Annotated in this window: 22 protein-coding genes; 1 reads left to right on the forward strand and 21 read right to left on the reverse strand. The window is 66.5% G+C overall.

The window, feature by feature from the left end:
• Positions 1 to 38: 38 nt before the first annotated feature.
• The 19 genes from BM353_RS06575 to fabF form a co-directional block, all read right to left on the reverse strand.
• Positions 39 to 3,992, reverse strand: coding sequence for a baseplate multidomain protein megatron (locus tag BM353_RS06575; RefSeq protein WP_092078156.1), 3,954 nt, complete (start codon positions 3,990 to 3,992; stop codon positions 39 to 41).
• 12 nt (positions 3,993 to 4,004) lie between these two features.
• Positions 4,005 to 4,436: an NlpC/P60 family protein gene (locus BM353_RS06580; RefSeq protein ID WP_092078159.1), complete on the reverse strand. Its 432-nt coding sequence runs from the start codon at positions 4,434 to 4,436 to the stop codon at positions 4,005 to 4,007.
• Positions 4,433 to 5,308: a DUF2163 domain-containing protein gene (locus BM353_RS06585; RefSeq protein WP_092078162.1), complete on the reverse strand. Its 876-nt coding sequence runs from the start codon at positions 5,306 to 5,308 to the stop codon at positions 4,433 to 4,435. Before BM353_RS06585 ends, BM353_RS06580 begins: the two co-directional genes overlap by 4 nt.
• Entirely contained in the window at positions 5,305 to 5,937 is a 633-nt protein-coding gene (locus tag BM353_RS06590) for a DUF2460 domain-containing protein (RefSeq protein WP_092078165.1), read from the reverse strand. The genes BM353_RS06585 and BM353_RS06590 overlap by 4 nt, the downstream gene beginning before the upstream one ends.
• Before the next feature lie 43 nt (positions 5,938 to 5,980).
• Positions 5,981 to 6,643: a phage tail tape measure protein gene (locus tag BM353_RS06595; RefSeq protein WP_092078168.1), complete on the reverse strand. Its 663-nt coding sequence runs from the start codon at positions 6,641 to 6,643 to the stop codon at positions 5,981 to 5,983.
• Positions 6,633 to 6,842, reverse strand: coding sequence for a rcc01693 family protein (locus tag BM353_RS06600; RefSeq protein WP_092078171.1), 210 nt, complete (start codon positions 6,840 to 6,842; stop codon positions 6,633 to 6,635). The genes BM353_RS06595 and BM353_RS06600 overlap by 11 nt, the downstream gene beginning before the upstream one ends.
• Positions 6,839 to 7,159 carry a gene transfer agent family protein gene (locus BM353_RS06605; RefSeq protein WP_092078174.1) on the reverse strand — a complete coding sequence of 107 codons (321 nt, stop codon included), beginning with the start codon at positions 7,157 to 7,159 and terminating at the stop codon, positions 6,839 to 6,841. The genes BM353_RS06600 and BM353_RS06605 overlap by 4 nt, the downstream gene beginning before the upstream one ends.
• A complete protein-coding gene (locus BM353_RS06610; protein ID WP_092078177.1) occupies positions 7,159 to 7,572 on the reverse strand; it encodes a phage major tail protein, TP901-1 family in 414 nt (137 codons plus the stop codon). Before BM353_RS06610 ends, BM353_RS06605 begins: the two co-directional genes overlap by 1 nt.
• A gap of 26 nt (positions 7,573 to 7,598) precedes the next feature.
• A complete protein-coding gene (locus tag BM353_RS06615) occupies positions 7,599 to 8,009 on the reverse strand; it encodes a DUF3168 domain-containing protein (protein ID WP_092078180.1) in 411 nt (136 codons plus the stop codon).
• The gene (locus tag BM353_RS06620; protein WP_092078183.1) at positions 8,006 to 8,353 is read right to left on the reverse strand and encodes a head-tail adaptor protein; all 348 of its coding nucleotides are present in this window, start codon (positions 8,351 to 8,353) and stop codon (positions 8,006 to 8,008) included. Before BM353_RS06620 ends, BM353_RS06615 begins: the two co-directional genes overlap by 4 nt.
• Positions 8,350 to 8,949, reverse strand: a complete 600-nt coding sequence (locus BM353_RS06625) for a head-tail connector protein (RefSeq protein WP_092078186.1) — start codon at positions 8,947 to 8,949, stop codon at positions 8,350 to 8,352. Before BM353_RS06625 ends, BM353_RS06620 begins: the two co-directional genes overlap by 4 nt.
• 159 nt (positions 8,950 to 9,108) lie before the next feature.
• A complete protein-coding gene (locus BM353_RS06630) occupies positions 9,109 to 10,275 on the reverse strand; it encodes a phage major capsid protein (protein WP_092078188.1) in 1,167 nt (388 codons plus the stop codon).
• Positions 10,276 to 10,312: 37 nt separating this feature from the next.
• Positions 10,313 to 10,867 (reverse strand): HK97 family phage prohead protease, encoded by a 555-nt coding sequence (locus BM353_RS06635; protein ID WP_092078191.1) that lies wholly within the window; start codon positions 10,865 to 10,867, stop codon positions 10,313 to 10,315.
• A gap of 83 nt (positions 10,868 to 10,950) precedes the next feature.
• Positions 10,951 to 11,169 (reverse strand): GTA head formation protein, RCAP_rcc01685 family, encoded by a 219-nt coding sequence (locus tag BM353_RS06640; RefSeq protein ID WP_092078194.1) that lies wholly within the window; start codon positions 11,167 to 11,169, stop codon positions 10,951 to 10,953.
• A complete protein-coding gene (locus BM353_RS06645; protein ID WP_177220467.1) occupies positions 11,162 to 12,346 on the reverse strand; it encodes a phage portal protein in 1,185 nt (394 codons plus the stop codon). The genes BM353_RS06640 and BM353_RS06645 overlap by 8 nt, the downstream gene beginning before the upstream one ends.
• A gap of 123 nt (positions 12,347 to 12,469) precedes the next feature.
• Complete coding sequence (locus tag BM353_RS06650) at positions 12,470 to 13,651, reverse strand: DNA-packaging protein (RefSeq protein WP_245759588.1); 1,182 nt, start codon at positions 13,649 to 13,651, stop codon at positions 12,470 to 12,472.
• Between the two features lie 103 nt (positions 13,652 to 13,754).
• Complete coding sequence (locus BM353_RS17105; RefSeq protein WP_245759589.1) at positions 13,755 to 14,093, reverse strand: hypothetical protein; 339 nt, start codon at positions 14,091 to 14,093, stop codon at positions 13,755 to 13,757.
• 446 nt (positions 14,094 to 14,539) lie between these two features.
• A complete protein-coding gene (gene mltG, locus BM353_RS06655) occupies positions 14,540 to 15,694 on the reverse strand; it encodes an endolytic transglycosylase MltG (protein WP_092078202.1) in 1,155 nt (384 codons plus the stop codon).
• Positions 15,694 to 16,953 carry a beta-ketoacyl-ACP synthase II gene (fabF, locus tag BM353_RS06660; protein ID WP_092078205.1) on the reverse strand — a complete coding sequence of 420 codons (1,260 nt, stop codon included), beginning with the start codon at positions 16,951 to 16,953 and terminating at the stop codon, positions 15,694 to 15,696. The genes mltG and fabF overlap by 1 nt, the downstream gene beginning before the upstream one ends.
• Before the next feature lie 294 nt (positions 16,954 to 17,247).
• Between fabF and BM353_RS06665 the strand changes: the two genes are divergently transcribed.
• A complete protein-coding gene (locus BM353_RS06665; protein ID WP_177220468.1) occupies positions 17,248 to 18,276 on the forward strand; it encodes a PilZ domain-containing protein in 1,029 nt (342 codons plus the stop codon).
• A gap of 123 nt (positions 18,277 to 18,399) precedes the next feature.
• On the opposite strand, the gene BM353_RS06670 is transcribed toward BM353_RS06665, so the two are convergent.
• Together BM353_RS06670 and fabG are read right to left on the reverse strand one after the other, a co-directional pair.
• Positions 18,400 to 18,633 carry an acyl carrier protein gene (locus tag BM353_RS06670; protein WP_092078211.1) on the reverse strand — a complete coding sequence of 78 codons (234 nt, stop codon included), beginning with the start codon at positions 18,631 to 18,633 and terminating at the stop codon, positions 18,400 to 18,402.
• 324 nt (positions 18,634 to 18,957) lie between these two features.
• Positions 18,958 to 19,695, reverse strand: coding sequence for a 3-oxoacyl-[acyl-carrier-protein] reductase (fabG, locus tag BM353_RS06675; protein ID WP_092078214.1), 738 nt, complete (start codon positions 19,693 to 19,695; stop codon positions 18,958 to 18,960).
• Positions 19,696 to 19,720: the final 25 nt, after the last annotated feature.

The raw sequence follows: 19,720 nt of genomic DNA on the forward strand, positions 1-19,720 counted from the left end.
GCATGGGAGGCGGCGTCATTTTGTAGCGGTATCGTGGGTCAGAGCGTGGTGGTCAGGCTCGCGGCCAGCCCCCCGCCATAGACCGCGGAAACCTGCGCGACCGAGATATCCACAGGCCCGTCGATCCCATCCGCGAGTTGATCGGCGGCGCTGTAGGTCCATGCGGGCGTGCCCACCAGCTCCTCGCGGACGAGCGCGCCATCCTTGCGCAAGCGGATGAGATACTGCTCACGCTCCTCGCCCACGGGCACCTCCGGCGTCTCCCAGCTGTCACCCTCGATCCGCGTGCGGCGGATCCATGAGACGGTCAGCCCGCCGGCGCCCCGCCGGGCGACAAGGTGGCACGGGCTGAGCGGCCGGAGCCCGGCGCCAAGGACCGTTTCGGACTGTTCGATGTAGCTGTCGTCATCATGCGGCAAGCTGTGCGGTCCGATCCGGTAGCGGCGCGCCCGCCCGCGCATCGCGGCGCTGAACTCGATCGGATCGACAGCGCTGTCGAGCAGCACAAAGGTCGACCCGGCGGGCCAACTCGCGGGTGCGAGCGCGTCGGTCCCCGCTTGGCCGCGGAGCCTGCGGCGCAGCAGGTAGGTGTTTTCGGCCACCAGCTCGGCCTCGGCGAACTGCACGATCTCCCATCCGTCCGCCGTCCCGTCACCGATGGCGGCGTAGTTGGCCCCGCTCAGCACCTGGGCTTCGGAGACCGAAGACAGCGCGCCGGACAATAGCGAGACCCGGAGCGCAGGCCCGTCGTCCCAGACCCCTGCGGGCGCCGCCGCGAGGTCGGTTTCGGTCACGCCGATCACCGCTTGGAGACTGCGCGTCGTGGTGAGTTCGAAATCGCCGTCCTCTTCGCCGGAATAAACCGCGAGCGGCCCGGGCCATGGATCGGCCGTCACGGCGATCCGGGGGGCATAGGCCAGTTCCTCACCGGTGATAAGCGGCAGATCGAGGAACTGCGCGAAGACCGGCGCCGGCGGGATGTAGCGTTGGAACCGGCCCGGGCTGTCGGTGATATCCGACGGCACATAGGCCTCCGGGTCGACGCGCACGGCCTCAACGCTGCGCACCTCGGTCTCCTCGACCCGGTCGATGCGGTAGCTCTCGGCGCCCGTCGCGGTCGGAATGCGCACCACGTCCCCGGCGCCGATCCCGTATTGCGAGAGCGGCAGGGTAAAGCGCGCGGTCTGCTGGGCGATGCGCGCCTCGGCGAGCCAGCGTTCCGTCGCCTGGCGCCCCTCGGCACGTGTCATCAGCAGGGGAAGCTCGGTCTCGGCGATTGCGGGGGTCGTGTTGTCGGGAAAGACGCTTTCCTCCGATGCGGCGATGAAATCGCCATCGGCCTCGACAAACCCTACGCGCACACGCCCCGCGACCTCGACCTCGCTGCCCCGCGTGAGCTCCAGCGCGGGCACGTCCCCGTCCCCCTCGACCAACAGCTCGGGATCCAGCGTGAGCCCCGCCTTGCCGTCGCGCATGAGGAACGTGACCCCGCCGTCGCGTTCGACCGCTTCGAACCCATGCGCCAGCATGAGCGGCTGCAGCGCCGCGCGCGCATCGCCGACACCAGAAACCGTGTAGCCGCGCACCGCGCCGTAGAGCTTCTCCACGTCGAAGGCCTCAAGATCCGCCGAGCGACAGATTTCCGCGACGACTGAGGCGAGGGACCGCGAAGACGCGCGCCCGTTGAGCCAGTGGCCGCGGTAGTAATTCGCCCCGTCGTCCCAGATATCGACGTAAAGCGGGAACTCCGGATAGGGCCGCGCGTCCCACGCCCAGGCAAAGGCATTGTCCATGTCGATCATCGGCCCGCCATAGATCTCGGAAAGCGGGTTGATGCTCTCGTCACCCCAATATTGGAGCATCGCACGGTAGTATTGCATCTGGATCGTCTCGTCACGCCGCCCGTCCGAGGCCCGCGGGAGCGCGGATTCGGAGGACTTGGGATCGAGAAACTTGTTGGGCTCGTTGGTGCCCTTGTCGATCGCCGCGCAGCCGAACTCGGTGAACCAGATCGGCTTGGATTGCGGCACCCAATCGGTTGCCGCCTCCTGCCGGACGCCGCCGACTCGCTCGTGATGGAAATGGGTCCACCAGTTGCGGATGTCCTTGTAGCGCCAGATCCAGGGCTCATCGAAGCTCTCGTCGGTGATCGGCGTACGGATCTGAGCGTCCTGTGCGGTCTGGGAATGGTAGTACCAGTCGTAACCCTCGCCGCCCTCGATGTTGGATTTCAGGTAGTCGAGATCGTAGATCGACCCCCAGCCCGCATCCGCGTGATTCTCGCCCTCGCGCCAGTCGGAGAGAGGCATGTAGTTGTCGATTCCGATGAAATCGATGTTGTCATCGGCCCAGAGCGGATCGAGGTGGAAGAAGCGGTCGCCAGAGCCGTCCTGCGGCTGGTAGCCGAAGTACTCGCTCCAGTCCGCCGCATAGCTGATCTTGCACTCCGAGCCCAGGATCGCGCGCACATCGCCGGCGAGGCGGATGAGTTCCTCCACAGCGACAAAGCGATTGGCCTCGCCCCGAATCCAGGTGAGCCCGCGCATTTCCGAGCCGATGCAGAACGTCTCGACCCCGCCCGCCACAGCGCAGAGATGCGCGTAGTGCAGGATGAAACGGCGGAAGGACCACTCGGTCGGGCCAGTGTAGTCGACGGTGTTGGCGTTGTGGCGGAAATCGCCACGCTCGGCCGCCCCGAAAAACGCGCGCACTTCGGCTTCGGCGGCGGCGGTCCCGTCCGGGCTTCCCTCGCGGCCGGCGGCAATCGAAGAGGTGATCCGGCCGCGCCATGGCAGTTCGGGCTGGTCTTCCGCCCCGGTCCAGGGATCGGGCAGGCCGTTGCCGGCAAGCTGCTCCATGAGGATGAAGGGATAGAACATGACCGCGGTGCCGCGCGCGTGCATGTGGCGGATGGCTTCGACCACCGACTGGTCCGTCGGCGTTCCGCCATAGACCGGGGCGCCGTCCTTGCGGGCCACGGTTGGCGCCGCCGCGCGGCTCACACCGGAAACGCTCCAGGGCATGGATTTGCTGTCTTCGCTCCGGAACTCGACCTTGGGCTTGAGCTGGCATTCACCCACGCGCAGATCATCGCCGAACCACGAAACGATCAGCGAGGCCTTGTCGCAGCCGGGCATTTCGGAGCCGAGCCGCTCAAGCGAGGTGACGAGATCGGTCTTGCCGGAGGGCGCGTTGCGATTGACGGTGCGCGACTTGGCATTGCGGCTGTTGTTCCAGCCCTCGCGCCAGGCCTTGGAGACCTTCACCGTCGAACTTGCCAGCGCGTATTCCCCGGTGCCCGGCATCAGCGCCACGCCCTTCAGGCCGTGGGCGAGCTCGGAGGCGGCCTCGGGCGCCACGGCGCTCGCCGGGCGCAGGACCTCGAAGTTGAATTGCGGCACGCGATTGCCGAACTGGCCGAGAGCGAGGTTCTCAAAGACCACATAGGCCGTGCCGCGATAGGCCGGAACCGCGCCCGCGCCCTCGACCGCTTCCATCAACGGATCGGGCAGCTGGGTCTCGCTGCCCGGATAGACGCGCATGTTGAGATCCTTGGGCGCAAGCTCCACGCCATCAGCCCAGACCCTCGCGATCCCGGCGATCTCGCCCTGACACAGCGCCACGGCAAGCGAGACGGAATAGCGGTATTCCTTGATCTTCGGCTCGGGCGGCTGGCCCTTGCCGCCGCTCTTGCCGCCGCTCACATGAGTGGTTTCGCGGAAATTGGTGGACCAGATGACCTGGCCCGCCACGCGGTTGCGCCCAAAGAGCCGGGGGACGTCCGCCCCCTCTTCGACGCCGGTGAGGCGGAACCGGTCGATGCGGCCGGTCTCCACCGTTTCCGATCCCTGGCCCATGAGACGCTGATCGAGCGCGCGCCCGATGCTGGCGCCCACCGCCTGGCCGATCACCGCACTGCTGAGACCGAGAACCGACCCCCCGATGCCGCCTCCGATGGCAGCGCCTGCTGCCGACAAGACCACCGTTGCCATGTGAAGACTCCTTTAAGGGAACTCAAAACGCGCCACGATGCGGCGCGCCCAGGGTTCTGAAAGCGGGCTTTCGACGACGCCATGTCCCGAATAGGCGTGAATGAATCGCGGCGCGGCGCCCGTCTGGGACAGGATGCCGAGATGCTTGGCCACGGCGCGATCGCGAAGCCGAAAGAGCAAGACCTGCCCCTCGGCCTGCGCCCCGGAGGCGGGGACGAGATGATCCGTCGCGGCGCCGAGAAGCTGTTCAGTGCTGCCGCTCTCCGCCCAATCGGGCGAATAGCGCGGAAGCTTGGCGAACCGAGGCCCGCCGAGCGCCCCCCAGACGCCAAGGATCAATCCAAGGCAATCACACCCCGCCCCGAGACACCGGCCTTGATGCACATAGGGCGTCCCTATCCACTGCCGCGCAGCCCGGACAACCTCGGCGCCAGAGGCGCTCATCGCCGGCTGCCGCCGTTCTTGTTGCGGGTGGAAGCAGGGACGGCGATCATCCAGTCCTCGCCGGGGATATCCGGAAACCCGCGGAAATTCGCGATATTGTCGAACTTCGCGCGGCAAGTTTCCATCCGCTTGTCGCAACCTGGATCGAGGCGGATCCGGTCGCCCGCGAGCACCTCGGCTGCGATTGGCTCCCAGAGCTCGATCCGGCGCTGCCCGTCCTGGATCCGGTCCCGCTTGATGATCCCGATCAGCCCTTCGGACGCCCCGCTCAAGACCTTGAACCGGCCCCGTTCGAACCAGCCGACGGGAAAGCCTGCGTCGTTGCCGACGGTGAAATCTCGCCGCTCGCTGACCGTGAGCGCCTCTGTCTCCAGCGCCAGACCGAGGGCATCGGCATCGACCCCGCAGGCCGCATCACCGAGGATCGCGGAACAGGGTTTGTGGAAGATGCGCCCCTTGGATTGATTGAGCTGGTCGGCAAGCCCGCGCAGCTCGGCATGGAACGCGCCGCCACCGCGGCGGATCTCGCCGATCCGGCCGCGGAACTTGAGCGCGTGCATCGAGGGATCCACCCAGTTGACGCGCCAGGCGCGCACCTCGGCCCCGTCATACCGCCCGGCGTCGATGTCGGCCTCCGAGATCGCATCATCACGCAGCGCGCCAAGCGCTTCGGTGTTGTCCACCGACAGGCCCGTCGATTGCGCCAGCGCCCGGGCGGTCAGCCCGCTGTCGGCGCGAAAGGTAATGCCGTCGAAGCTCAGCTCGGTGTCGTGATCGGTGAAGCCGAGCACGCGCCCGTCGCGACGGGTGATGGCCCAGGCGGTGCAGAGCGTCGTGACGCCGCTCTCGAGATGATCGCCGAGCGCGCTCATACCCGCACCTCCACCACCGGCACGTCCGGCACATCGCCGGCCTGGAAGCTGGCGACGGATGTGCGGATCGCGTCGGTGTCGAATCGCACCGGCACGTCAAACTCAAAGCCCGCGGAGATCGCGAGCCCTTCGTCCGGCGGATGGCGGAAAAGGATGCGCCCGCGCGCCGGGTCAATATCCCAATCGACCCCCTCGAACACCTCGTCGTGCCCGAGCCCAACGCGCACCGTGCCGGCCACCGGTTTGGTGATCGGGCGGGCGTAGCTGTGCCCGCCAGAGCGATAGGTCTTGACCAGCTGAATCTCGCCCGAGACGCCGTCGCCAGTGGCGATCACCTGATCGTTGAAGCGCACCTCGGCGGAGGGCTTGCAACTGCGATAATCCGCCCAGTCCTTCCAGCGAAAGCCGTACATCTGGCCCTGACGTGCCTCGAAGAAAGCGACCAGCGTTTCGATGTCGTCGAGCGAGCGCAGGCCAAGCCCCGCATCATAGCGGCGCCGCGAATGGCGCCAGGGAGTGTTGCGTTCCTCGAACCCGTTGGCGAGCGTCACCACCTCGGTGCGCCGCTCTGGGCCGCCGACCGAGCCGAAGCTGAGATTGGCGGGAAACCGTACCTCGTGAAAATTCATCTGTCCCTCCGTAGTGGATCCGCACCTGCGCCGTCCGGGCGCATCAGCGGTTGCGCTGGCCCTTGGCGAGCGCGCGGTTCATCTGGGCCGCGATCTGGCTGCGGCTGCGTTCGAAACTGCGGGCGTCGGGCGTGGAAATGTTCATCACCACGTTGACCGCGCCCCCGCCGCCGCCCGCCGCGCGCACCCCGAGCTTGCCGTCGGAGCCGCGGGTGAGCGGCATGATCGCTTCCGGCCCCGCCTCGCCCATGAGCCCGGTGCCGCCACGCATCGGGAAATAGGTTGGCTGCGAGACCACGCCTCCGGTGGCGAAGGGCGTCACGCGCCCCTGGCTGAAACTGCCGCCGTTGGCGAAGGGCAAGAGCTTGCCGATCACCCCGCCGATCCCATCGCCGAGCGAGCCCGCGAGCGTGTTGGTCACGTTGGAGACCGAGCGCTCGAAGGTCGTCTGGATGAGCGACTGCGCCACAGCCTTGAGCGCGACGGAGGCCTCCTGGCCATCCACCACGATAGAGCGGAACGCCGATTTCAGATCGCCGCCGAGGGTTTTCTGCAATTCCTGCGTGCGCTTGCTGGCATCTTCAGCCTCGGCGCGCGTCATGCGGATCTGCTTGTTGAACCCGGCGAGCACATCGGCCGTCCGGGTCAGGTTGTCATTGAGGGCATCGGTCGCCTCCGATGTCTCCTCGACGATCTCACGCTTCATGGGGTCCGTCTCCCGGATCGGTGTCGGGGTATGCGGCGGCCAGGGCATCCAGCCGCGCGCGGGACAGGGGCGCGCTGCCGCTCCCCTGCCCCAGCATGATCAGAAGTTCTGCCGGCGTCAGCGCCCAGAACTCGGCCGGTCTGAGCCCGAGCCCGCGCAATCCGGCCCGCATCAGGCCCGGCCAGTCGAAGGTCTTCATGCGCTCTCCGGGACCGTGAAGGCCCGGGCGAGAAGCTCTCCCGCCGCCTGGGCCGCGGCCACCGGCCCGCCCTCGATATCGGCCTTGAGCAGAGCCTCGGCGCTCAGCGCCGCGCCCCCTCCGCGCAGACCCGCGATCAGCAGCGCGCTTACGTCACGGGTGGTGAACCCGCCGCTTTCGAAACGCTCCACGACGGCCATCAGGCTGTCGGCCTTGAGCTGCGCTTCCAGTTCGGCCAGCGCCCCGAGCGTAAGCTTGAGGGTGTGAACCTCGCCATCAATCGTCAGCCCCACTTCGCCCGCGAAAGGGTTGGCCATCAGAGCGCCGTGAAGCTCATGGCACCCGCCGAGGCCATCGACATCTCGTAGGTCGCCTCACCGTTGTAGCTGCCAGCGTATTCGATCGACGTGATCTGGAACGCGCCTTCGACGATGCCGAAATCCGGGATCACCACCTGGAATTCCGGGGTCTCGCCGTCGAAAAAGATCTGCCGCGCGCGCTCGTCGGTGTTTTCGTCGCGGAAGACGCCCGAGCCGGAAATGCCCGCGCTCTTGACGCCCGCGCCGCCGAGCAACTCGCGCCACCCGCCCGCGCTCTCGAGGCTGGTCACATCGACCGTCTCGGCGTTGAAGCTGATGCGCGAGGCCCGCAGGCCCGCGATGGTCTGGAAATTGCCGCCGCCTGTGAGATCCACCTTGATCAACAGGTCCTTGCCGTTTTGTGCGCCCATGTCGCCACCTCCGATTTGATAAGAATTCAGTCGTCTTCGACCCGCGCGCGAAACGTCAGATCGATGCGCCGTTCGGCGCCATTGTCGCCGCGACGCGCAACGGCGCGCGTGAAGTTCAATGAGACCAGCCGGCCGCGCGACAGTGTCAGGGCGGGCCCGTCGAGCGCATCGCCGATCGCGCCGGCGATGGTCTTGGCCTTGGCGAACCCGGCCGTGTCGGTCACCACCGAGACGGTGAACCGATGCTCGGCCCCGCGCGCCGAGATGTCCGAGCGGTCCTGAACCTCTTCCGGCCCGAGCGTCACGTAAGTGTCGGGGACCGCGCCGGGCGGCATCGCATCGTAAATCGCGCCGCCGGTGGCCGCGGAAATATCCGCATCAGCCGCCAGATGTTGGAAGACCGCCGCCTGAAGCGCGGCCGAAACGCCATAGCTCATGCCACAATCTCCTCTTGGGTGAAGCAGGTCAGATAGCGCTCGCCCGGATCGTCCTCCGCCACCGCGAGGATCGGAAAGAGCCGGCTGCCGCTGCGAAACCGCTGCCCGGCGCGCGGCCGGGACGGGGCATCGAAAGGCGCGGCGCGCACCGTGATGATGTATGGGACCGTCGAGAGTGGCGCTGCGGCCCCTGCGCTTTCGCGCCCGCTGCGCGCGCGCACTTCGGCCCAGAGCGTCCCCAGCGTGGTCCAGCTCTCGGAGTATCCGCCCGCCCCGTCCTCGACACGCTCCAGCGTCTCGAGAATGAGCGGACGGTTTAGCCGGATGGGGTCCGCCGCGCTCATGCCGCGCCACCCCCGGCAAAGAGCCGGACGGTCTTGTAGCGTTCGATCAGTGAGGTGACACCGAAGGGCATGCAACCCGCCGAAAGCGACTGGTTGTCGCGATATTCGTAGTAGTGCGAGGCCAGAAGCATAACCGCCTGCGCCAGATCGGCCGGGATCGCTGACCAGGGCCCGAAGCCCGCGGTAAAGACCACCTCGCAGGTCCCGCCGGTCGGGATCGACGGCAAAAAGGCCCCGCGCGGCCTCAGGCGCGGGCGCTGGCTGTCCTTTTCGAGCCAGTAGCTCTCCGGGTCCAACAAGGTCTCTTCGCCCAGCCGGTCCATGATCGACACCTCAATCAACTGGTCCACGGGGGCCACGGGAAGCGCCTGGGCTTCGGCGGCGCGCCACGCGGTGAGGCTCCAGGAAAAGTCCCGGGTGATCAGGATCTTCCCGGTGCGGGATTCAATCGCGGCCATGGCGGCCCTGAGGAAACTCTGCAGGACCTGGTCCTGGAGTGAATCATCGGCAAAGCCGGTTCCCAGCCGCAGGTGCGCCTTGAATTCCGCGACCGGAAGGGCCTCGGCCGGCACCGCTGTCTCTTCGACGAGCATCATGAAGGTTCTCCGAAAATGCGCCCCCCCGGGACGGTTGGATCGGATGCGTGCCCGGCGGATATTGCTCGGACGGAGGGGAAGCAGCTAGACAACACCCGCGTAGGTCGGACACGCATCCGAAGGCAGGCGGCGCCGGATGGCACCGCCCTATCGCAGCCTTTAGGAGGCGGCGAATTTCAGCAGTTTGATGGCCGAGAAGTCGCTCACATCACCGCCGACGCGCTTGGTGGCGTAGAAGATGACGTTGGGCTTGGCCGAGAAGGGATCCCGCAGGATGCGCAGATCGGGACGTTCGGCGACGGTGTAGCCCGCCGAGAAGTCACCAAAGGCGATCGGCGTCGCATCCGCCGCGATGTCCGGCATGTCTTCCGCGATCAGCACCGGATAGCCCAGAAGACGCGCGGGCTCGCCCGCCGCCAGACCGTCGGACCACAGGAAGCGGCCGTTGGCATCCTTGAGCTGGCGGATCGCACCGGCAGTCTTGGAGTTCATCACGAAGGTGCCGTTGGCGCGGTACTGCGCACCGAGGGCGTAGACCAGTTCGATGATCTTCTCGGAGCCGCCGAGATCACCGTCGACGCCGGTGGCTACATAGCCAAGATTGCCCCAGGTCCAGGACCCGTTGTCGACCGCGTTATGGGCGAGGAAACCCTTGGGCTTGTCGAGGCCGTCGCCGGAGACAAAGGCCGCCGCTTCGGCACGGGCGAATTTCTCGGCGATGCGCGTGGCGAGCCAGGTCTCGACATCGAACGCGCTGTCATCCAGCAGACGCTGAGAAGCCTTGGGCAGGGCCGAAAGCTCGTGCAGCGGGATCGAGATGCGGTCGATCTTGGGCGTGTCGGTCTCGGCGAGCGCGCCGGTCTCGGTGGCCCAGCCATGGCCGAGATCGGTATGGTCGACGAGCATGTCGTAGGAGGTCGCCTCGACGTTCACGACATTGGCCACGGCCCGCAGCGAGGCGGTCGTGCCGAGCGCGGAGCGGATGGTCTCGGAGGTGGACGGATCGACAAGATAGCCGCCGTCACCCGCCACCGAAGTATTCAGCGATTTGCCATCGAGCTCCAGCCCACGCAGCCCATCGTCATCACCGCTGCGCAGATAGGCGGAAAACGCCTTCTTGTGCGGGACCTCGGCTTCGACGGCAGCGCTGAGTGCGGGACGCGCGGGGGCGAAATTCTTGCGTTCGATCATGGTCAGTTTTTCATCCTGTTGCTTTAGTTTCGATGTGAGGTCGGCCTTGAAGCCCTTGAGGTCGCTTACAAAACTGGAAACAGCCTCGGCCACTTCGGACACGCCACCGGCGGCCCGAGCATTGCTGTCGGTCATTGGGGATTCCCCTCGTACTCGGGTTGGTAAAAGCGGGTCAGTCGCCCGCCAGCTCGCGGCGTGCCTGCTCAAACAGCAGCGCCATGTCACGCAAGGCGCCGGCCACGGGCTCTTCGCCCTTCGCCTGCACCCGCGCACTGGGAAGCATCGGGAAGGTCACAAGCGAGACCTCCCAGAGCTCCAGTTCCGTCAAGAGCCGCTGGCCCTTGGTGTTCTTGGTCGCCTTGAGCGTCCGATAGCCGATCGACAGCCCGTCGATCGCGCCGGCGTCGATGAGAGCACGCGCCTCGCGACCCCGCTCGACGCTGTCCAGAATACGGCCCTTCACGAACAGCCCGCGCTCATCCTCACGGACCTCGTCCCAGATGCCGATGGGCTGCGCCGGATCGTGCTGCCAGAGCATCTTGACCGCCCGGCCCTCCGTCGTCAGACGGGAGAGCGAAGCCGCATAGGCTCCGCGCTGCACAATATCGCCGCCCTGGTCGCAGGCGCCGAAATGGCTGGCGTAGCCGGAAATCGTCTTCCCGTCGGTCGAAACCTCGGTTCCGTCGATCCGGCAGAATTTGCGTTCGAGCCCCATGTCTTGGGTCATGTGTGTCTCCTGTGTTTGTCGGGGAGCCGGATTTTGATCAATCAAAATCCGGGCCGGAAATTGATTGATCAATTTCCGGGGCCCTACGGCACCGCCGTAAGCAAGGATTGGAAGGCCTGGCCGAGGATTGCGGCCAGCGCGCCGTAGACCGCGAGCCAAAGCCGCTTCTCGATCCGTTCGATCATCGCCTCGAGACGCTCAAGCCGTTCCACCGAATTCTGGAACTGAAGCGCCACGAGTCGCTCATGTGCCTCGAGCCGCAATCCCGGCGCGCATTCGAAGCTTTCCACGCCGTCAGGCATCGCCCTCTCCTTCCGCGAGCGCCGGCAGCCCCAGCAGCGCGCGTTTCTCGGCATCGGTCAGGAACCCCGCCTCGGCCACGCGGCGCCATTGCTGGTCGCGCTCCGACGCAAGGGCCGGGATCTGATCGAGGTCCGGCCGGAGCCCGATCTCCTCGCCGGTGATCCCCGCGATCCAATAGGAAATCGCCGCCGTCACCCGCGTCGCCAGCGGCAGGACCGTGAGGCGATAGAAAGCACGGTTGGCTTCCTGGTAATTCGCGTAGGTCGCGTCCCCCGGGATCCCCAGCAACATCGGCGGCACGCCAAAGGCCACCGCAATCTCCCGCGCCGCGGCTTCCTTGGTCTTCTGAAATTCCATGTCGGAAGGCGAGAACCCCATCGGCTTCCAATCGAGCCCGCCTTCGAGCAGCATCGGCCGGCCCGCATTCCGCGCGCCCTGATAGTTGGCCTCCATCTCGTTCACGAGCCGGTCATATTGATCCTGCGCCATGCTGCCGGAGCCATCCGGCCCCGAATAGACGATCGCGCCCGAGGGCCGCGCCGCATTGTCGAGCAGACCCTTGGACCAGCGCGACGCGCTGTTGTGCACGTCGATCGCCGTGGCCGCGGCCTGCATTGGCGAAAGGCCGTAGTGGTCATCCTGAGGATGAAAATTGCGAATGTGGCAGACCGGCGTTGCGCCCTCGGTCATCGAAAACCGGTGCTTGCGGCCGCTGACCTCGTATTCGTAGGCGACCGGCCAGCCGTCCGCGCCGGGCACGACCGACATCCGATCCGAGCGCAACACGTGCAGCTCCCCCGGCGTCGCGCCGTTCTCGCCCACCGCTTCCATGTAGCCGTTGCCGTTGAGCAGCAGCTGACCATAGAGGGACTCGAAGAGCTCCGCTTTGCCCTGCGCCGGATTGGGCCGAAGGATCAGCGACAACACCGGATGCGTCTCGTAGCGCTGGACCGAATCCTGCAGCACGAGCGGCAGGGCGGCGGCGGCTTCGGCGATGAGTTTGACCGACCGGAACCCGATGGGATTGCCAGTGAACCCCGTCCGCGTGAGCGAGACCGCATCGCGCGGGCTCCAGGCGACGCGTCCCGCGCTGCCCCAGGCCACCACGCGGCCCGCCGCGCTCGCCTTGGTCTCGGGCACCGGCCCGGACCCGCCCCGTTTGAGGAAGTCAAACATCCCAATCTCCTTGCATAGCTCTGACGCCCGTCACCTGCGCGACCGACCTTTCGCGGGGATCTCCCCGCCTGCTTCCTGTCGAATTGTCCTGAACGCATCGCCCAGACGGGCGGCGCTGCGGGATCAGACGATGATCCGCATCCGCGGCTGGCGCCACTGCGCCGCCGGGCCGATCATCAGCTCGGTCAGCGCCCAGACCATCGCATCGACCCGATCCGGGCTACCCCGACCGGTGTAGCCCTGCGCGGTCATCTTGCACATCTGGTCCTCCAGATCGCCGAGATCCTTCAGATGATGCACCCGGCCCTGCTCATAAAGCGCCGCGACCGGCTCGGCCCGTGCGGCCTTGCCCCGGCTGGCGTGGACCTTGGTAAACGGCAACAGCGGATCAACCTGCCGCAACACCGTCTCCACCAGATCGCCGCCCTGGTTCACCTCGGCGACAACCCGATCCGCGCCGAACTCCGCCGCCGCCTCGACCACCGCCTTGGCCCAGCCCGTCGGGCCCAGACCCTGCACCGTGCGGTCCGCCAACACATAGGCGCGCCACTCCTGCGGCGGGCCCTCGGCCACCAGACCGGCGACCACGATGCCGCATTCATCCGACTGGCCATGGCCCGTCACCGGCGGGTCGACCGCGACGAGGATCCGATCCAGCGCCGGAGCCTCCGCCACGCGGCTCGCCTCGAGCGCGCCAAGCGTCCAGAAGGCGCCCTCGGCCTCGTCGAGCAGGATGCCGTCAAGCTCCTGCCGGCCAAGCCGCGTCCCGTCATAGCGCCGCCGCACCTCCTCGAGAAAACTCTCGGCAAGATAGGCCGCGTTCGCCTCGGTCGGCGCATGGGTCACGACCGAGCTGTCGCGTTCCAGCAAATCCTTCAACACCGCCACGTTGCGCGGCGTTGTCGTCACACAGGCCTGAGGCAGATCCCCGAGCCGAAGCCCGAACTGCAACATGTCCCATGTTTCTTCCGCCTTCTTCCACTTGGCCAGTTCATCGGCCCAGGCGGCGTCGAACTGGGGCCCCCGGAGGCTTTCCGGATCATGGGCCGAAAACACTTGCGCCGTCGCGCCGTTCGGCCAGACAAGCCGCTTGCGGCTCGCCTCCCATACCGGCACCCGGTCCGGCGGAGAGCAGGCCAGTATCCCGCTCTCGCCAAAAATCATCACCTCGCGTGCCTGATCGAGGGTTTCCCCGATCAGGGCCACACGCCGTGCGCGGCCTGGATCTTCGGGCTTGTCACCCTCGACCATGCTACGCACCCACTCCGAGCCCGCGCGGGTCTTGCCTGCCCCGCGACCACCCATGATTATCCAACTCCGCCAGTTCCCCTCTGGCGGAAGCTGATGCGGCAATGCCCAAAACTCGAAGAGATAAGGGAGAGCGAGAAGCTCCCCCTCGGTCAGCGAGTCAAGAAACTCCTTTGCAACACTTTCTGACGCGGAGCTTAGCCAATCGGCACCCGATCTGAGATCGGGCTGCTCCGAGATCGAGGGCGTAGCCGGCGGCTGCGCTTGATCGTTGCTTGCGTTCCGCATTGAGGAGTTTCTCCAGGTCTACCGCTTGCTTGAAGGCAGCCCGCACATCGTTGAGATACTTCTGCGTCTCCTTGGCGACGTCATAAGTTTCCTGCTCCAGCAGGTTCTCAGCGAGTTTCAGCGTGCTTGCCAGACTTGAGATCGTTTCGAAAAGCTCCTCGATACGGGTTTCCTCGATCGCGGGGCGCTCTTGTTCGGTGATCAATGCCATCTGCTCTGTTACCTCTCATGGGAGTTTTTTTATGACCTCCGCACGAGCGAAATAGAAAACGGCCTCGGAGTTGCCTCCGGGGCCGCTTACCCACTTCTTCCAGCTTGTCTTATTTGTACGAAACAGCGTTCGGTGAGTCAAGCGCTAAATACATGAGCTTCGAGCCCTAACCGTACGGTACTATTAAATTTTTCCTAATCGCGGCCCATAGATATATATAGTGATATAGCCGAAATTGGCGCTCATGTGACGGGTCATCGGCGGGCAGGATACAAGATACTGCGCTTCATATTTCGGAAATCACACCGCACCGTGCGGTGGGGGGTGATTAACCCCGCCCCACCGGCTCCCGGATCGTGATCAAAAGGTAAAGACGAGGGCGGCCCGAGGCGGGGGGCGACGCGGCAAATTCACCCCGCCGCACCCCCGATTCGCATAAGCTGACGCTATTGATTCGCGCGCTCGGCCTCGATTCGCCGCCATTCGGCGACGTTCCGGTTGTGCTCGTCGAGCGTCCGGGCGAAGGCGTGGCCGCCGGTGCCGTCGGCGACGAAGTAGACAAAGTCGCTCTCGGCCGGGTTGAGCGCGGCGCGGATCGCGGCGCGGCCGGGGTTGGCGATGGGTGTCGGCGGCAGGCCGTCGATCTGATAGGTGTTGTAGGGTGTCGCGGCGTCAAGCTCGCTCCGGCGCAGCCCGCGCCCCAGCACGCCCTGCCCCTGCGTGATGCCATAGATCACGGTCGGGTCCGTCTGCAGCCGCATCCCGCGCGTGAGCCGGTTGATGAAGACGCTCGCGACCAGCGCGCGTTCCTCGGCGATGCCGGTCTCCTTCTCGACGATCGAGGCCAGGATCAGCGCCTCCTCCGGGCTCTCCAGCGGCAAGTCCTCCTGACGGCCCGCCCAGGCCTCGGCGAGCCAGCTCGCCTGCCGCGCGGCCATCATTTCGAGGATCGCGCTACGGTCGTCCCCCTCGCGCAACGCATAGCTGTCGGGCGCAAGGCTGCCCTCGGCCGGCACCTCGGCGATCTCGCCCTCCAGCGGCTCGATCGCCTTGAGCGCCTCGACCACCTGCCAGCTCGTGACCCCTTCGGCCACGACCAGCCTGTATTGCGTGAAATCCTCGGCCCGCACGGTCTCATAGGCCTCGGGCCGCGCCTCGTCCGCCAGATCGAATTCCGCCACCTCATTCATCCGCCCGGTGGCCGGGTCCAGCTCGCGCACCTCGCCGATGATCCGCGCGATCCCGACGCGATACACCACCTCTGTCCCGCAGTTGTTGGGCCCGCCGCGGGTGATGATGTCGGTGATCTCGCGCATGCTCGCCCCCTCGGGGATGAGAAAGCTGCCCGCCTTGAGCGCTTGCGTCTTGTCGGTGTAATCCGCGCCGAGCCGGAAGATCAGCGCATTGGAAATCGCGCCCTTGGACGCCAGATCCTCCGACACCGCGCCCATGCGCCCGCCGGAGGGGACCTGAATGCAGATCCCGATCTCATGCGGACCGGCCGCGTCATATTGCTGCTTGCCCCAGATCACCGCGCCGCCCGCCATGAAGATGACGACGATCAGCAGGGTCAGCGCATTGGCTGCGATATGGCGCCACATCAGCGCAGTTTTCCGACGATCACCGATGCGTTGGTCCCGCCGAAGCCGAAACTGTTGGAGAGCGCCACGTCGATCTTGCGCTCGCGCTTGGCGTTGGGCGCAAGGTCAATGGACGTCTCGACGGCAGGCGTGTCGAGGTTGATCGTCGGCGGCGCGACCTGATCGCGCACCGCGAGGATCGAGAAGATCGCCTCGATCGCGCCCGCCGCGCCGAGCAGGTGCCCGGTGGAGGACTTGGTCGAGGACATGGTCACGCCGCTGGCCGCATCGCCCAAAAGCCGCTCGACCGCACCAAGCTCGATCACGTCGGCCATGGTGCTCGTGCCATGCGCATTGATATAGTCGATGTCCCCCGGCTCCAGCCCGGCGTTGTTGAGCGCCGCGCGCATGGAGCGCTCGCCGCCCTCGCCACTCTCGGACGGCGCTGTAATGTGATAGGCATCGCCCGAAAGCCCATAGCCCAGCACCTCGGCATAGATCTTGGCCCCGCGCGCCTTGGCGTGCTCGTATTCCTCCAGCACGACAACGCCCGCGCCCTCGCCCATGACGAAGCCGTCGCGGTCCGCGTCATAGGGCCGGCTGGCCTTCTCGGGCTCATCCCCGCGCTTGGTCGAGAGCGCCTTGCAGGCGTTGAACCCGGCAATGCCGACCTCGCAGATCGCCGCCTCGGCCCCGCCGGCGACCATCACATCCGCATCGCCATGCTGGATGAGCCGCGAGGCATCGCCGATCGCATGGGCGCCGGTCGAACAGGCCGTGACCACCGCGTGGTTCGGGCCCTTGAAGCCGTATTTGATCGAGACCTGACCGGAGATCAGGTTGATGAGCGAGCCGGGGATGAAGAAGGGCGAGACCCGCCGCGGCCCTTTCTCGCGGATGAGAATCGCGGTCTCGGCGATGCTCTCAAGCCCGCCGATGCCGGAGCCGATCATGACGCCGGTGCGCTCAAGGCTCTCGCGGTCCTCCGGCGTCCAGCCCGAATCCTCGACCGCCTGCTGCGCCGCAGCCATGCCATAGAGGATAAATGTGTCGACCTTGCGGCGCTCTTTCGGCGCCATCCAGTCATCGGGGTTGAACGTGCCGTCGCTGCCGTCGCCATAGGGGACCTCGCAGGCGTAGGTCGTGCCCAGATGGCTCGCGTCAAAGCGCGATATCGTGCCCGCGCCGGACTTCCCCTCAAGGATCCGTGCCCAGCTTTCCTCGACCCCACAGGCCAGCGGCGTGACCAATCCCAATCCGGTGACAACCACTCGACGCATCTGTTTGCCCTCTCCGTGACCTCGTGCTTCGGACCCGTGAATACAGGCAAAACCGCCCCGCCCGCAAGCCACCGCGCAAGCACGCCCCGCGCCTCGGCGCCTTGCCGCGACCGAGGAGGTGGCGCAGAAGACTGGTCCAACCACGTCCGGGGCCCACCCGGGCCCCGCCCAGACCCTGCTACCCAAGCGCGTGCCGCGGCAACCTGCTGCCTTTTATCTATTTTTCCCCTTTTCCGCGCGTCTCCGGCAAGGATTTGGAAAACTTGGCCCGGCACAGTCGCGCGCATGATCCGAATGACCAGATATCCGCCCACGGCATGGCGCGCCCTGCGCCCCGTGAAAACGGCCCGCGCGCTTGCTGTCCTCGCCGCGCTCTGCCTCGCCGCGCCCGCTTGGGCGGCCGGCGCGAAAAAGCCCGAGGCGCCCGCCGGGCCCGTCAACTCGACGCCCGCCTGTCAGGTGATGGACAAGATCCTCGCGCTCGATCCGCTCTCGCACAAGGTCGCCGTCGGGATCGATCACTTCCAGCTCATCGACCAGTATCGCACCAAGATCGAGATCGCGCGCCAATCGCTGCGCGCCCTGCCCGCCAGCGTCTCGGTGCCTGATCGCGAACGCCTGCAGGATCACGTGACAGCCCATGCGGATGTGGCCGAGACCGTGGCCATCAACGGATCGAGCCCCGCCGCCGCACTCATCACCTCCGAGCCCTTCCTGCGCCGCGCGCTTCAGGTCGAGGCCGATCACAAGGCGCTGGGTTGCCTCTCGCCAAGCTGGCGCGACCGGCTGAGCTTTCTCACCGATCTGTTCAAACCGGTGCAGCGGATCTGGGCCCATGAGCGCGTGCGGCCCTTCATCCTCTGGGGCATCTGCTTCAGCCTTGTCGTCTGGGCCCGGCGCCGGCAAAAGCGCTATCAGGCGCTCAACGCCCTGCCCGATTACGATGCGCGCGAGGCGCCCCGCGTCAATTGCAGCCTGCCCGCGCAGGTCCATATCGAGGCCGATGGCATCCCGATCCGCATACTCGACATCTCCCGCAAGGGCGCGCGCTTTGCCCTGTCGCGGCCCGTTGAGCTGCCCGACGAGATCCATATCGCGCTGCCCGCCGAGATCCGCCGCACCGCGCTTTTGCGCCGGATGCGCGCGCGCCATGGGGCGGTGATGTTCTTGCCCCGGCTGACGGATGTGGAATTCGCCAAGGTCCTGCGCCACAGCGATCTGCCCGTGGCCTCGCGCGCCCTGCCCCCGGCCAAACCGCCGCGCGGCGCGGCGCTGGCGGGGCTTTTGGGTTGGCTCCCCCAGGGGCGCCGCAGCAAGGCGTAAATCCGAGGCAAACGGCAAGGAAAAGGGGCGGTGCGCCGCAGCGACCGCCCCCCTGAATCTGTCCGTCTGATCCGCCCTACCCGCGCGCGCCGCCTGTTCGGCGGGGCCGCCAGGGCCGAATGATCAGGTGGCGTTGGAGATGAATTTCACCGCATCGCCAAAGGTCTGGATGGTTTCCGCCGCATCATCGGGGATCTCGATCCCGAACTCTTCTTCGAAGGCCATGACGAGCTCGACGGTGTCGAGGCTGTCGGCGCCCAGATCATCGATGAAGGAGGCGGATTCGGTCACCTTGTCTTCTTCGACACCGAGGTGCTCCACTACGATTTTCTTAACGCGATCTGCAACGTCGCTCATCTCTCAATCCTCATTCGTGTGAAAGGCCTTCTACCCTTCGTTTCTTTGCCCGACCGCCAATGCGGGACGGCATGGTCTGCCCTCACGGGCGGTGTTTTTCCCATACGGGTAGGCCCTTAGCACAACGCTGCGCTCCGGGCCGGACTGCGCCGCCTATACCATATGAACGCGCCAACGCAAACGGTTTCACCCACCGTACGCACCCGGCAGGCGCCCCTGCGGCAAGCATCGTGGCGCGCCTGCGATGGGCCCGGGCCCTGGGCGCGCCCGATGCGCGGCATACCCTTGATCCCAAACGCCTTCCCGCAACCACTCCGGTCCGGCCTACAGCATCGCCATGCCGCCGTTGACGTGCAGGGTTGTGCCCGTGACATAGCCCGCCTCGGGACTGGCCAGATAAAGCACGGCCGCCGCGATTTCTTCGGGCGTGCCCATACGGGCGGCGGGAATCTGCGCGCTGATCTTCTCCTTCTGGTCGTCAGTGAGCCCCTCGGTCATCGCCGTGGCGATGAACCCGGGCGCAACGGCGTTCACGGTGATCCCGCGCGACGCGACCTCATAGGCGATCGACTTGCTCATCCCGATGAGCCCGGCCTTGGCGGCGGCATAGTTGGCCTGACCGGGATTGCCGGTCGCGCCAACCACGGAGGAAATGTTGACGATCCGCCCCCAACGGGCCTTCATCATCGGCCGCATGACACCCCGGCAGAGCCGCATCGCGGCGGTGAGGTTGACATCGAGCACGGCCTGCCACTCCTCGTCGGACATGCGCATGAAAATGTTGTCGCGGGTGATCCCGGCGTTGTTGACCAGGATATCGAGCCCGCCCATCGCGGCAATCGCCGCCTTGGGCAGCGCGTCCACCGCCTCGCTGTCGCCGAGATTGCACGGCAGGACATGCGCCCGCTCGCCAAGCTCGCCCGCCAGCGCCTCAAGCGGCTCCACGCGCGTGCCCGACAAGCCCACGCTCGCCCCGGCCGCATGAAGCCCGCGCGCAATCGCGCCGCCAATGCCGCCCGACGCCCCGGTCACAAGCGCAGACTTTCCGCTCAGATCAAACATTCCCACCTCTCCTCGTCGCTCGTGG

It is taken from the genome of Poseidonocella sedimentorum, from assembly GCF_900116005.1.
In the GTDB taxonomy this organism is placed as follows: domain Bacteria; phylum Pseudomonadota; class Alphaproteobacteria; order Rhodobacterales; family Rhodobacteraceae; genus Poseidonocella; species Poseidonocella sedimentorum.